This is a genomic window from Actinomadura decatromicini (assembly GCF_008121305.1).
Taxonomy (GTDB): domain Bacteria; phylum Actinomycetota; class Actinomycetes; order Streptosporangiales; family Streptosporangiaceae; genus Spirillospora; species Spirillospora syzygii.
Map to the genome: position 1 here is coordinate 930,026 of NZ_VSRQ01000003.1, position 12,981 is coordinate 943,006.

At 73.2% G+C, this 12,981-nt stretch carries 14 protein-coding genes; 10 read left to right on the forward strand and 4 right to left on the reverse strand.

All coding sequences use genetic code 11. The annotated features are described in order from the left end of the window. The first annotated feature begins 88 nt into the window (after positions 1–88). The 7 genes from FXF68_RS17975 (at position 89) to FXF68_RS18005 (ending at position 5,833) form a co-directional block, all read left to right on the forward strand. Entirely contained in the window at positions 89–550 is a 462-nt protein-coding gene (locus FXF68_RS17975) for a MarR family winged helix-turn-helix transcriptional regulator (RefSeq protein WP_148760527.1), read from the forward strand. Between the two features lie 104 nt (positions 551–654). Continuing rightward, on the forward strand, positions 655–1,650 hold the full coding sequence (locus tag FXF68_RS17980; protein WP_246178765.1) for an NAD-dependent epimerase/dehydratase family protein: 996 nt from the start codon (positions 655–657) through the stop codon (positions 1,648–1,650). Beyond that, positions 1,647–2,828 carry a glycosyltransferase family 4 protein gene (locus FXF68_RS17985; protein WP_246178766.1) on the forward strand — a complete coding sequence of 394 codons (1,182 nt, stop codon included), beginning with the start codon at positions 1,647–1,649 and terminating at the stop codon, positions 2,826–2,828. Before FXF68_RS17980 ends, FXF68_RS17985 begins: the two co-directional genes overlap by 4 nt. Before the next feature lie 10 nt (positions 2,829–2,838). Then, positions 2,839–3,564 (forward strand): hypothetical protein, encoded by a 726-nt coding sequence (locus tag FXF68_RS17990; RefSeq protein WP_148760529.1) that lies wholly within the window; start codon positions 2,839–2,841, stop codon positions 3,562–3,564. Then, positions 3,561–3,914, forward strand: coding sequence for a hypothetical protein (locus tag FXF68_RS17995; protein WP_148760531.1), 354 nt, complete (start codon positions 3,561–3,563; stop codon positions 3,912–3,914). The genes FXF68_RS17990 and FXF68_RS17995 overlap by 4 nt, the downstream gene beginning before the upstream one ends. Further along, the gene (locus FXF68_RS18000; RefSeq protein WP_148760533.1) at positions 3,914–5,047 is read left to right on the forward strand and encodes a glycosyltransferase family 4 protein; all 1,134 of its coding nucleotides are present in this window, start codon (positions 3,914–3,916) and stop codon (positions 5,045–5,047) included. Before FXF68_RS17995 ends, FXF68_RS18000 begins: the two co-directional genes overlap by 1 nt. Before the next feature lie 9 nt (positions 5,048–5,056). Further along, positions 5,057–5,833, forward strand: a complete 777-nt coding sequence (locus FXF68_RS18005) for a hypothetical protein (protein WP_148760535.1) — start codon at positions 5,057–5,059, stop codon at positions 5,831–5,833. A gap of 32 nt (positions 5,834–5,865) precedes the next feature. Here FXF68_RS18005 and FXF68_RS18010 read toward each other — a convergent pair whose 3' ends face one another. The 4 genes from FXF68_RS18010 to FXF68_RS18025 all read right to left on the reverse strand — a co-directional run bounded on the left by FXF68_RS18010 (position 5,866) and on the right by FXF68_RS18025 (position 9,315). Further along, positions 5,866–6,405: a YceI family protein gene (locus FXF68_RS18010; protein WP_148760537.1), complete on the reverse strand. Its 540-nt coding sequence runs from the start codon at positions 6,403–6,405 to the stop codon at positions 5,866–5,868. A 35-nt stretch (positions 6,406–6,440) separates the two neighbouring features. After that, entirely contained in the window at positions 6,441–7,361 is a 921-nt protein-coding gene (locus tag FXF68_RS18015; protein ID WP_187437979.1) for a VanW family protein, read from the reverse strand. 116 nt (positions 7,362–7,477) lie between these two features. Then, on the reverse strand, positions 7,478–7,714 hold the full coding sequence (locus tag FXF68_RS18020) for a DUF6158 family protein (protein WP_148760541.1): 237 nt from the start codon (positions 7,712–7,714) through the stop codon (positions 7,478–7,480). Between the two features lie 32 nt (positions 7,715–7,746). Next, a complete protein-coding gene (locus FXF68_RS18025) occupies positions 7,747–9,315 on the reverse strand; it encodes a bifunctional phosphatase PAP2/diacylglycerol kinase family protein (protein WP_148760543.1) in 1,569 nt (522 codons plus the stop codon). Between the two features lie 161 nt (positions 9,316–9,476). Between FXF68_RS18025 and FXF68_RS18030 the strand changes: the two genes are divergently transcribed. From FXF68_RS18030 to FXF68_RS18040, 3 genes are all read left to right on the forward strand, one after another. Next, on the forward strand, positions 9,477–10,460 hold the full coding sequence (locus FXF68_RS18030) for an ABC transporter permease (protein ID WP_148760545.1): 984 nt from the start codon (positions 9,477–9,479) through the stop codon (positions 10,458–10,460). Next, positions 10,453–11,253 carry an ABC transporter ATP-binding protein gene (locus tag FXF68_RS18035; protein WP_246178767.1) on the forward strand — a complete coding sequence of 267 codons (801 nt, stop codon included), beginning with the start codon at positions 10,453–10,455 and terminating at the stop codon, positions 11,251–11,253. Before FXF68_RS18030 ends, FXF68_RS18035 begins: the two co-directional genes overlap by 8 nt. A 190-nt stretch (positions 11,254–11,443) precedes the next feature. Continuing rightward, positions 11,444–12,958, forward strand: a complete 1,515-nt coding sequence (locus FXF68_RS18040) for an ABC transporter substrate-binding protein (protein WP_148760549.1) — start codon at positions 11,444–11,446, stop codon at positions 12,956–12,958. Positions 12,959–12,981 lie beyond the last annotated feature (23 nt).

The window sequence follows — 12,981 nt, forward strand, 5'->3', positions numbered from 1 at the left end:
CGGCCCCGCCGAGCCGCCGCCGGGCGGCCTCTCGGTATAGTCATGAATTGAGAAAGTCAATAATTCTGACCAATACCGGGAGGCCGCCATGGCCGACGCCGAACGGGAGCCGGACCTCGGGATGCTGATCGGACGGCTGGGCCGCGCCCTCCAGGACGAGCTGTTCACCCGCCTCGCCGAGCAGGGCCACCCCGACGTGCGCCCGCGGCACGGCACCGTGCTCGCCATCCTGCCGCCGACCGGCGCGCGGGCGACCGAGCTGGCGCGGCGCTCCGGGCAGCACAAGCAGATCGTCACCGTCATCGTGGACGAGCTCGAACGGCTCGGCTACGTCCGGCGCGAGGCCGACCCGAAGGACCGGCGCGCCAAGCTCGTCGTCCCGACCGACGACGGCCTGGACGAGATCGGCAAGGCCCGCGCCATCCTCGCCGGGATCGAGGACCGCCACCGCGCCGACCTCGGCGACGACGCCTTCCGGACGTTCAAGGCCGCCCTGGAGCGGATCACGCGAGCGCAGCGCGACTGGCGCCCGGCGGAGCCGCGTCCCTGACCGAGTCCCTATCCGCGTCCCTGATCGCGTCCTTGATCGCATTCCGGCTGATCAGGGACTCGTGTCCCTGTCCAGGATGAGGCGATGCGGATAAGGTGCCCCGGGTGCGGGTGGTTGTTACTGGTGCGGCCGGGTTCATCGGGAGCCATGTGGTCGACGCGCTGTCGGGCGCCGGGCACGAGGTGCTCGCCGTCGACGCGCCGGAACGGTCCCTCGCGCCGGAGACGGCGCGGCGGACGTGGGCGGAGACGCTGTCCAGGCCCGGCGTAGCCGCCGCCGAACTCGACCTCGCCGCGGACGATCTGGACACCGTCGCCGCCGCCGACGTCGTCGTGCACCTCGCGGGACGTCCCGGGGTTCGCTGCTCGTGGGGCGAGGGCCGGGCGGCGGCCTGGCGGGACAACGTCGTCGCGACCCGGCGGCTCCTCGCGGCGTGCGCGGACCGTCCGGCGGGGCTCCGGCCGAAGGTGGTCGTCGCGTCCAGCTCGTCGGTCTACGGGTCGGCGGGCGGGCGGCCGAACCGCGAGGACGACCCCCTGGGCCCGGCGAGCCCGTACGCGGCCAGCAAGGTCGAGGTGGAGCGCCTCGCCCGGGACGCCGCGCGGGACGGGCTCCGGACCGTCCTGCTCAGGTACTTCTCCGTCTACGGCCCCCGGCAGCGTCCCGACATGGCGTTCCACCGGTTCGCGGAGGCGGCGCTCGACGGCCGTCCGCTGCCGGTGTTCGGCGACGGCCGCAGCTCGCGGGCGTTCACGCACGTCGGCGACGTCGTGTCCGCGACGCTCCTCGCGGCGGCCGCGGACCTGCCGCCCGGCGTCGCGGTCAACGTCGGCCACCACGAGCCGGTGACGCTCCGCGCCGCCATCGGGACGCTCACCGGCCTGCTCGGCGTCCGCGCGGAGATCCGGCGGGAGGCGCCGGTCGCCGGGGACGCCGCCCGCACCTGGGCCGACACCGCACGCGCCCGCCGCCTCCTCGGCTGGACGGCCGCCACCGCCCTCGCGGACGGCCTCGCCGACCAGATCGCCTGGCATCGCGCGATCAGAAGCGGCCGTCCCCCGCGGGTGGACAGCGCCGACGAGGGGGTGCGGGTCGGATGATGCGGCATCGCGCCGCCTATGTCGCGTTCGACCGGTTCCCGTCCAGCAAGGGGTCGGCCGTGCACATCGCGCAGATGGCGGACGAGCTGTTCGCCCGCTTCGACGGCGGGCTGCTCTGCGCGATCGGCGGCGGCGACCTGCCCCGCTACCAGCGCGAGGGGACGCGCGAGATCGCCCGCTTCGACGAGCCGGTGCCGAACCTGATCGACCGGGCCGAGGCGTTCTCCGCGTGGGTCGCGGGCCATCTGGAGCCGCATCTCGGCACGCTGGAGGTCTGCCACGTCCGCGACCCGTGGAGCGCCCTGCCCGCCGTCGCCGAAGGCCGCCGCCACAGGGTCGTGTACGAGGTCAACGGGCTGCCGTCGATCGAGATGGCGCACACCTGGCCGTGGGCGGCGCCGAGCACGCTCGCCAAGGTCCGCGAGCTGGAGCGGCACTGCCTGGAGCGCAGCGACGCGGTCGTCGTCCCGTCGCGGGTGATCGGCGCGGCGGTCCGCGGCCTCGGGGTGCCGGACGCGAAGGTCCACCTCGTCCCGAACGGGGCGGACGTCCCGGAGCCGTCGGAGCGCCCGGCGGACGCGCCCGGCCGCTACATCGTCTACGTCGGCGCGCTCCAGCCCTGGCAGGGCCTCGACGTCCTGCTGCGCGCGTTCGCGCGGCTCGCCGACCTGCCGGACCTGCGGCTCGTCGTGTGCGCGTCGGTCCCCGAGCGGCGGGCGAAGCCGCTGCGCCGCGCGGCCGAGCGGCTCGGGGTCGCGGACCGGGTCGACTGGCGGTTCACGCTGCCGCACCACGAGGTCGCCGCGTGGCTCGCGCACGCCGAGGCGTCGGTGGCGCCGCTGACCGGCTGCGCCCGCAACCTCGACCAGGGCTGCGCGCCGCTGAAGGTCATCGAGTCGATGGCCGCCGGGGTGCCGGTCGTGGCGTCCGACCTCCCGGCGGTCCGCGAGCTGATGGCGGACGGGGAGCACGGGCGGCTCGTCCCGGCGGACCGTCCGGCGGAGCTGGCGCGGGCCGTCCGCGTCCTGCTGGAGTACCCGGCCGAGGCCGCCGCGATGGGACGGCGCGGCCGGGCGCACATCGCGGCGGACCTGACCTGGGCGCGGTCGCGCGCCCGGCTGGCCGCCGTCTACGACGCTGTCTGCGGCACGATCACGCCTCCGGACCGAGAGCGATAGGTGGTTCGTCATGTTCTGGCGTAAGCAGAAGGCCGCCATCGAGCGGTTCCATCCGCTGCACCGGGCGCTCACCCTGGAGAAGGGCTTCGCGGTCTCGCTGCGGCGGGACGACTGGGAGCCGGTGATCCAGAGCCTCGCCCGGCACACGACCGAGATCCGGCGGCGCAAGTGGCGGCTGGACGAGCGCGTCCCGGGCGTGCTGGTGCCGATGCTGCGGATCCTCGCGTCCGACATGCCGCCGGACGGGGCGCTGTCCGTCGCGGCGGACATGCGCGGCCCGGACCTGCCGGAGAAGAAGGGACCCGAGGTCGAGATGCCCGTCCGGCCGCCGGTCCTCGGGATGCACCAGTGGTACGCGCTGGACCCGTGGCTCCGGATGCGGGCCGAGCTGCGGGACGGCAGCGTGCTCGAACTCTCGGTCACCGACCGGGTGCGGTTCCGTCGGCGGCGCCAGCGCGGCTCGGGCGGCAAGGTCAAGATCAAGACAAAGCGGAAGACCGTGCAGCTCGTCCAGGTGACCCGGCGGTTCGCCAAGGACGCGGCCGTCCAGCGTCCCGGGACGCCGCCGCCCGCCTCGGTCCGGGTGCAGGTCAAGCAGGGCAGGCGGCTGCTGATCAGGGCCAGCGGCAAGTTCCGCGAGCCGCTGCTCGACCGGACCATCGACCGCATCCTGCAGGTGTCGACGGAGCCGTTCCGGTGGACGCCGCCGGGCACGGCCGCGAGGAGGACCACGTGAACCGCTGCACCGTGACCACCGGCTTCTTCGTCCTCGGGCGCTGCGGGCGGCAGGCCGTCGCGTCCTGCGGGCAGTGCGGGCGGCCCGTCTGCGCCGAGCACGCCGCGCCGTCCGGCGTCTGCCCGGAGTGCCTCGCCGCGCAGGGCTACGGCTCGCAGGACCCGCACGACCCGGCGTGGGCGCGCGGACGGCGGCGGCACTACTACCAGAGCAGCTCGCACGCCTACCAGGACGCCGCCTGGTATTCGTCGTTCGACCAGTTCGACCGGGGCGCGTTCAACCCCGGCGACGACTACGCGCACGGCGGCGACTGGGGATCGGACGACGACACCGGCTTCGTGGACAGCTGATGCCCGAGTCCGAACACCGGGTGCTGTGGATCACCGGCCACTACCCGCCGAGCCGGGGCGGCATGGCGCAGTCCTGCGACCGGATCGTGCGGGGCCTGCGCGGCGCCGGGGTGGAGGTCGACGTCGCGCACCTGACCCGCCGCGCCCGCCCGTGGGGCGTCACCCGCGAGCACGGCGGGCGGCTGATCACCGCCCCGCTCGGCGACGACTCCGAGCACGCCCTGCGCCGCCTGTGGACGACGATCACCGCCGAGAACCTCACCGGCTACACCCATGTCGTCGCGTTCGGCGGCGTGTACGCGACGCTCGCCGCGCCCGTCCTGGCCGCGCTGCTGGACGCGCCGCTCGTGACGCTGCTGCGCGGCAACGACATCGACGTCGGCGCCTTCTCGATGCGGCGCCGCGGGGTGCTGGCGGACGCGCTGCGCGCCTCGTCGCGGGTGTGCGTCGTCGCCCGCTCGCACGCGCCGCTCGTCGCCGCGCTCGCACCCGGCGTCCCGGTCACGTTCGTCGCGAACAGCGTGGACACGTCGGAGTGGCAGGTCCTGCCGTCCGAGCGCGAGCGCGCCCGCGCCTGGCGGGACGAGCACGTCCGCGACGGCCGCCGCACGATCGGGATCATCGGGCAGCTCAAGGTCAAGAAGGGCGTCGGCTTCTTCCTGGACGCGCTCGCCGCGTCCCGCCGCGCGGACGATTTCCACCTGCTGCTCGTCGGCGAGGTCGAGGAGCAGGTGACGGAGGCCCTCGCCGCGCGCGGCGAGGGCCTCCCGCACTCGTTCCTGCCGTTCCTTGACCGCTACGACCTCCCCGCCGTCTACGCGAGCTGCGACCTGGTCGCGCTGCCGTCCTTCTACGACGGGATGCCGAACGTCGCGCTGGAGGCGGCGGCGCTCGGCGTCCCGCTGCTCGCGTCGGACGCGGGCGGGCTCGCCGACCTCGCCGACGACGACATCGGCTTCACGTTCCCCGCCGGGGACGCGCACGGCTGCCGCGCCGCGATCGACCGCGCCGCCCGCGCGGACGCCGCCGAGCTGGCGAAGCTCGGCGCGGCGGGCGCGGAGCGGATCCGCCGCGACTTCACCCCGGCCGCCGAGACGGCCGGGTACCTCGGCGTCCTCGACGCGGCTCGGTGATCGTCCGCCGTGATCGTCTGCCATGTGTCCGGCGGCGGCCTCGGGCATCTGACCCGGCTCCGGGCGGCGCTGCGCACGCTCCGGCTGGACGGCCCCGTCACCGCCGTGACCGATTCGCCGTTCGCGGCCGACCCGCGCGTCACCGGCGGCTGGCGGGTCGTGCGCCCCGGCGCCGAGCTGCCGGGCGGCGTCCGCGAGGTGATCGTCGACGCCTTCCCGGCCGGGTTGAAGGGCGACCTGGATCCCGCGCCGCCGCCCGGCGCGCGGCTCACGCATCTGGCGCGGCTGCTGCGCTGGGACGCCTACGCGCCGCTGCTGCCCGCCGTCCCGCCGCGCTTCGACCGGACGTTCGTCCTGGAGGAGCTGGCCCCCGCCCATGACGCCTACCTGCGCCGCGTCTCGGACGAGGTCGCGCCGCTGACGCTGACCGATCCTCCGGCGGAGCCGGTCGACGTCGACGGGTGGCTCATCGTGCACAGCGGGCCCGACGCGGAGACGCGGGAACTCGTCGCCTACGCGCTGGACATGGCGTCCGCCGAACGGGTCCGGCCGCCGATGACGCTGGTGTCGCCGGTGAGGCCCGCCGGGCTTCCCGCACGGGTCGCGCACCTGGACGTGTATCCCGCGTGCGCGCCAGGGCCGAACGTGGAGCGGGTCGTCACGGCGGCGGGGTTCAACGCCGTCCGGCAGTTCGCGCCCTGGCGGCACATGCACCGCATGCTGCCCTTCCCGCGCAGCCTGGACGACCAGTTCACGCGCGCCGCCCGCGCCCGCCGCCAGCCCTGAAGGCGGGCGTGCCAGCCAGGAAGGCGGACGCGCTAGCCCGGAAGGCGGACGTCGAACTCGACCTCGACGTCGTCGGCCAGCCTGAGCGCGCCGAAGAACGCCGAATACGGCTTGATCCCCCACCGCGACTGCTGGACGGTCACCCCGCCCCGCACCCGGTCGTCGCCCTCCAGAGCGGCCCTGACCTGCACGGGTTTCACCCGGCCCATGATTGTCAGATCGCCCTCGATCCGCTCCCCGGCGTCGTCGATGCGCGTGGACGCGAACGTGATGCGCGGATACCGCCGGACGTCCAGCACCGAGCGGAGGTTCTTCTTGATCTCCGCGCGGTCCTGGTCGGTCAGCGGCTTCACGCCGCCGGTCCCGTCCCTGACCTCTAGGCCGTCCACCTCGACGGTCACCGCGACCGACGACGCGGACAGGGGCTCGCGGGCCTCGACCTCCGCCGTCCAGCGGGTGGCCTCGATGGTGAGGTCGTGGCCCGCGCGGCGGCCGAGGCCGCTGCGGCCCGTCCTGATCAGCAGCCGCCCGTCGTCCGGCCCGAGTTCGTGTGTTCCCTCTCGTACCGCCATACCCTCACACTGCCACGCGCGTCCGTCCCGGCGGCTCAGCGGCACTCCACCTTCGCCTGCGGTCGGTACTCGGTGTGGAAGCGCTCCCGCCCGACCTCGCGGCCGTCCAGCAGGAGCGTCCGCCACACGTCGATCTCGAAGCCCGGACGGCCGGGCGCGGGCACGCACGAGCGGCCGCGCCCGCGCAGCACGCCCGTCCCCTGCGACGCGAACGCGTACGGCTGCGAAACAGCCGAACGCACCTCGTACCGGCGTTCGCCCCACAGGCTAACCGTCAGCGACGACCCCGTGTGCGCCACCTGGACGCGCACCGGAAGGCGGGTGTCGTTCCGCCAGGTGAAGTCGAGGTCCGGGTAGGAGACGGCGGCCTCCAGCCCCTCCGGGTACTCCGACATGTACATCGAGTGCGCGCGCGCCCTGCGGATGTCCAGCCCGGCCCGGAACACGGCGTTGAACAGGGTCGTGGACACCTGGCAGATGCCGCCGCCCACGTCCGCCACCAGGCGCGGCCCGACGATCGCGGGCGCGGGGACGTACCCGCGGCTCCGCGTGCGCGGCCCGACGGCGTCGTTGAACGAGAACGTCGCGCCGGGCTGGACGACCTGGCCGTCCAGGATCCGCGCGGCCAGCTCGATGTTGCGGACCCGTGGCTCCCCCGGCGTGAACCGCGTCGTGTAACTGCTCATCGGCCCGCCGGGACGCTCCGCGCCGTCCGTGCCGTCCGTGCCCTCCATGCCGTCCGGCAACGGGCCGACCGGCTCTCCGCCGGCGGACAGCGGCGACGGAGCCGGGACGGGCGGGAACCAGAAGTAGGCGCCGAGCAGCAGCCCGGTCGCGGCCATCGTGCCCGCGACGAACGGCCACCACCGCCGGGCGCACTCGCGCAGTCCCGGCTCGCGCCCGCGATCCCGCCGCCCCTGCCGCCGCCGTCTCCGGTCGGGCCGGGTCCCCGTCACGGAACACACCCCCGAGGACGATCCTGCAACGGACCCGGCCCGGGAACCGGCGACCATGCCCGTACTTTTACCCGGCCGAGACGAACTCCCGACGAACGGGAGCCGTCAAGGGCGGGTCAGCGGGCGCGGGCGCCTTCGCGCAGCCGCTCCGGGTCGATCTCGCGTCCCGGACGCCGGCGCAGATACTCGGCTTCGAGCCGGTTCATCCGCCGCGTGTGCTCCCCGTACGCCTGGTCGGCGGCGTGCCTGAGCGCGTCGAGCCGCGTCTCGTACAGGTGGCCGAGCTCGCGGAACAGGTCGTCCTCGCTGAGTTCGCCGGGGTCGATCCCGATTTCGGTGCCGTCGCTCGTCATCTCCGGGCCCCTCCTCGTGGCCAGCCCGTCCCCTACCCCTGGTCGGCGGGGACGAACACGCGCAGCGCGCCCGCGTGCTTCCCGAACCGCACCGCCCTCGGCAGGGACGACACCTCGCCGTCCCGGGCCAGCCGCAGCCCGCCGGCCGGCGCGACCACCTCCAGCCCCGTCGCCCGCCACGACCGGTACCCCGGGATGAGGGGCAGGTGCCCGGCCAGCACCCCCGCGACGGCCCGCACCCGCGGGACGCGCCGCCCGGTGGCGATCATCCGGACGTCGAGGCGGCCGTCGTCCAGCCGGTCCCGCCAGGTCGGCGTCGCGCCGCGCGCGCCGTAGCCGCAGTTGCCGACGAAGCCCAGCCAGACGCGCCGGCGCCGGCCGTCCAGGACGAGGTCGACGGGCTCGGAGCGGCGCAGCGTCCGGACGGCGGCGATCGCGAGCGCGGGCCACTTCCCGATCCGCTTCTCCAGCCGCTCCCGCCGGTCGACCAGCTCGGTGTAGGCGCCGAAGCTCGCCGTGTTGAGGAACACCTGCTCGTCCGCGTCGTCCCGGCGGCCGTCCGCCGGCGTCACGTAGGACACGTCGACGCGGCCGAGGCGCCCCCTCCGGTAGGCGGCGACCGCGTCCGCCGGCGACTCCAGGCCGAGCGCGCGGGCGAAGTGGTCGAACGTCCCGCCGGGGACGACCAGCAGCGGCACGTCGTGCTCCAGCGCGGCCCGCGCGCCCGCGTTCACGGTGCCGTCGCCGCCGACGACGGCGAGGACGCGGGCGCGCTCGGCGGCCGCCGCGAGCGCCTTGTCGGCGTCCGCGTCCGGCGCCAGCCGGACGATCTCCGCCGCGGGCAGCTCCCGCTCGATCAGCTCGGCCGCCAGGTCGGGACGTCCCGGCAGGATCGCGGCGGTCGCCCCGCCGGAGCCGCCCGAGACCGAGTTCACCACCGCGACGAGGCCCTCCCCGTCGGGCTTGACCAGGCCGTCGGCGTCCATGGTCACCGACACCCGCGCGACCGGCGGCCGGGCGGGCCAGACGAGCCGCGTCCCGCACGCGGCCAGCGCCCCGATCCCGAGCCCGGCGAGGACGTCGCCCGGGTAGTGCGCGCCCGTGTAGACGCGGGCGAACGCGACCGCCGCGGCCGCCCCGACGACCGGCGCGGCAACCCGTCCCGGCGCCTCCAGCGCGACCCCGGTCGCGAACGCGGCGGCCGACGCCGAGTGCCCGGACGGGAAGGCGTGCGAGGTCGGCAGCTTCCACCGGATCCGGATCGGCGGGACGAGGTCGACGACGGGCCGCTTGCGGCGGAACGCCTGCTTCCCGAGGAGGTTCACGACCGGGCTCGCCACCGCGATCGCGATCGAGCCGCGCAGCGCGGCCCGGCGCAGCCGGTGGCGCCCGGTCAGCCCCAGCACGCCCGCCGTCGTGAACCACAGCACCCCGTGGTCGGCGAACCGGGACAGCCGCGGCAGGACGTACTCCAGGCCGGGCAGCCGCGCCGCCGCCACCCGGTCGAACGCCCACCGGTCCGCCCGCCCGAGTCTCGCCAGGAGGGGGAAGCGCGGTTCGGCCGTCCGCGGCCGCGTGTTCTTCGGGGGGGACCAGGGCATGACGACGGAGCGTGCGGGCGCGGCGATGCGCCGTGAATGGTTGACGCGCATCCCGGGGGTATCCCCTTGGACGGCGACATGATTCCGTAAAGATCTCAAATCGGGGGTCACATGCGGGCGAACGTCACTCTCGACTCACCGACTGCAATAGGCTTCGCGACATGAGTCACCCGGAACGGCTCGGTTCCCCGGGTGGCGAGTCGGTCGGCACGATCGCGGAGCCTCCTCACGTGAACGAGTCGCTGTCCGACTACGCCGCACGGTACGGGCTGAGGCAGAGCGCCGCGCGCCCCCCGCTGCGCACGTATCTCCAGCAGGTGTGGGCCCGGCGCAACTTCATCTGGGCGTTCGCCTCCGCGAAGAACATCTCGATGTACACCGACTCGCGCCTGGGTCAGTTGTGGCAGCTCCTCACGCCGCTGCTGAACGCCGCGGTGTACTACCTGATCTTCGGGTTGCTGCTGGGCACCAGTCGCGGGATCAAGGACTTCATCCCCTTCCTGGTGACAGGTGTCTTCCTTTTCGGGTTTACGCAGCGGTCGGTGACGTCGGGAGCCAAGTCGGTCGGCGACAACCTGTCGCTGATCAGGGCGTTGCATTTCCCGCGGGCCACGCTGCCGCTCGCGATCGCGGTCGTCGAGTTCCAGCAGTTGCTGCTGTCCCTGGTCGTGCTGTTCGCGATCATCCTCGCCTGGGGTGAGCCGATCACCCTCAACATGGTGATGTTCGTTCCGGTGGTGGCGCTCCAGTTGATGTTCAACGTGGGCATCAGCATGGTGATGGCGCGGCTGGGCGCGTTCAACCGCGACATCACCCAGCTCCTGCCGTTCATCATGCGGACGTGGCTCTACATGTCCGGAGTGATCTTCAGCCTGCCGCTGATGATGAAGCCCGGCTCCAAGCTCGACCGGTACCCCGTCATCGCGAAACTGCTGGAGATCAATCCGGCGCACGTGTACGTGGAGCTGAGCCGCTACATGCTGCTCGGCAAGTACCGCGCCTTCATCGAGAACGCGCCGGCGGACCAGGCGACACCCGTGCCGGTGGCACACCTGTGGTTGTACGCCATCATCTGGGCCGTGGTGATGCTGGTCGGGGGATTCATGTTCTTCTACCGGGCGGAGGAGCGATATGGCCGTGGCTGACACGAGGCCCCGCAAGGCCCTCGACGCCGTCGAGATCGACTCCCGCCGGGAGCCGATCGTCGTCGTGGATGACCTGCACATCGTCTACCGCGTGTACGGCGCGGGCGGGAAGGGCAACGCGGCCTCCGCGTTCTCCCGCATCCTGCGCCGCAAGCACCGTCCGACGATGACCGAGGTCCACGCGATCAAGGGCCTGTCGTTCGTGGCCTACCGCGGCGAGGCCGTCGGAATCATCGGCACCAACGGGTCCGGCAAGTCGACGCTGCTGAAGGCGATCGCCGGGCTGCTGCCGCCGCACCGCGGCGGCGTCTACACCGACGGCCAGCCGTCCCTGCTCGGCGTGAACGCGGCCCTCATGAAGGACCTCACCGGCGAGCGCAACATCGTCCTCGGCTGCCTCGCGATGGGCATGTCCCCCGCCGAGACCAAGGCGAAGTACAAGGAGATCGTCGACTTCGCCGGGCTCAAGGAGGGGTTCATCCAGTACCCGATGCGGACGTACTCGTCCGGCATGGGGGCGCGGCTCCGGTTCGCGATCGCGGCGGCCAAGACGCACGACGTGCTGCTCATTGACGAGGCCCTCGCCACCGGCGACGCCAAGTTCAAGGTCAAGAGCAAGCGCCGGATCGAGGAGCTGCGCAAGGAGGCCGGCGCGGTCTTCCTCGTCGCGCACCAGCTCGACGTGGTCAAGGAGACCTGCGACCGCGTCATCTGGATCGACGAGGGCCGCATGCACATGGACGGCGACCCGGAAGAGGTCATCGCCGCCTACGTCGAGGCCACCGGCAAGTAACGGCGCACCGGCAAGTAACGGCGCACTGTCGAGTAACGGCGCACTATCGGGATGTAACGGGCTTCGGCCGTGTCACGCATGTGACTCGTTGAGACCGGAGTGACAGGGAGTTACCAGATCGTCTCTGGATGAGACGGCCTCGCCGATCTACCTTCGAGGGGAGACCTTCACGGCGAGGGAGTGTGCACCCATGGCCGACCGGCTCGACGTCCCCCCGGCGGGGACGGCCCCCGAGACCCCCACACCCGACTCCCACGGAACCAGCACGATTCGCGGGGGGCTGTCTCCCCACACCGACTCCCACGGAATCAGCAGGCGCGGCTTCCTGTCGTCCTCGGCGCTCGCGGCCGGGGCGGCGGGCGCGGCCGGGTTATTGGCGGGATGCGCCAGCGAGTCCAGCGGCCCGCAGGCCAAGGGCACCGGCGACGCGCCCAAGGAGGTGTTCACCTCCCCCGCGAAGAAGCTGGGCGGCTCCCTCAGCATTCTGATGTGGAGCCATTTCGTCCCGCGGCATGACAAATGGTTCGACAAGTTCCTCGCCGACTGGGGCAAGAAGGTCGGCGTGGACGTCCGGGTCGACCACATCAACACCGTCGACGTCCCCCGCCGCGCCGCGTCCGAGATCCAGGCCGGACGCGGCCACGACCTCATCCAGCACATCGCGCCGTTCTCGCAGTACGAGCCGTCCGTCCTCGACCTGACGGACGTCGTGCAGGAGGCGAACCGGCGGTGGGGGCAGCAGCTCGAACTGTGCCGCAAGTCGAGCTTCAACCCGAACACGAAGCGGTTCTACTGCTACTGCCCCGGCTGGTCCCCCGACCCCGGCGACTACCGCAAGTCGATGTGGTCGAAGGTCGGCATGCCGAACGGCCCGGCGAGCTGGGAGGACCTGCTCCGCGGCGCCGCCGAGATCAAGAGGCAGACCGGCGTGCCGTGCGGGATCGGCCTGTCCCCGGAGACCGACTCCAACATGGCGGCGCGGGCGCTGCTGTGGTCGTACGGCGGGGCCGTCCAGGACGAGAACGAGAAGGTCGTGCTGAACTCCGACGCGACCGTCGCGGCCGTCGAGTACATGGCGCGGCTGTTCAAGGAGGCGGAGACCAGCGAGGTGTTCTCGTGGGTGCCCGCGTCCAACAACCAGGCGCTGATCGCGGGCAAGTCGTCCTACATCCTGAACTCGATCTCGGCGTGGCGCACCGCGATGGGCGCGAACCGGGCGATCGGCGACGACATCTTCTTCGTCCCGGCGCTGCGCGGCCCGAAGGCGTCGCTGGCCGCGCAGCACGTCATCCAGCAGTGGATCGTGCCCAAGCACGCGGGCAACCCGGACGCGGCGAAGGAGTTCCTGCTGCACTACACGGCGAACTTCCCGGCCGTGACGTACAACTCGGAGTTGTACGACCTGCCGGGGTGGCCGTCGCTCGTCCCGCAGCTCGACGGGTGGCTCGACCACGACCCGTGGGGCGCGAAGCCCGCGAACAAGCTGTCCCTGCTGAAGACGGCGACGTCGTGGACCGCGAACATCGGCTATCCGGGCCCGTCCAACCCGGCGATCGGGGAGATCTTCAACACGAACGTGCTGCCGACGATGTTCGGCCGCGCGGCGCGCGGCCAGGCGTCCCCGAAGCAGGCGGTGGCGGAGGCGGCGGGCCGCGCCGAGGCGATCTTCAAGAACTGGCGGGGCCGCGGCCTCGTCGGCGGTTGAGGGGGGCGGGGCAGATCACTACC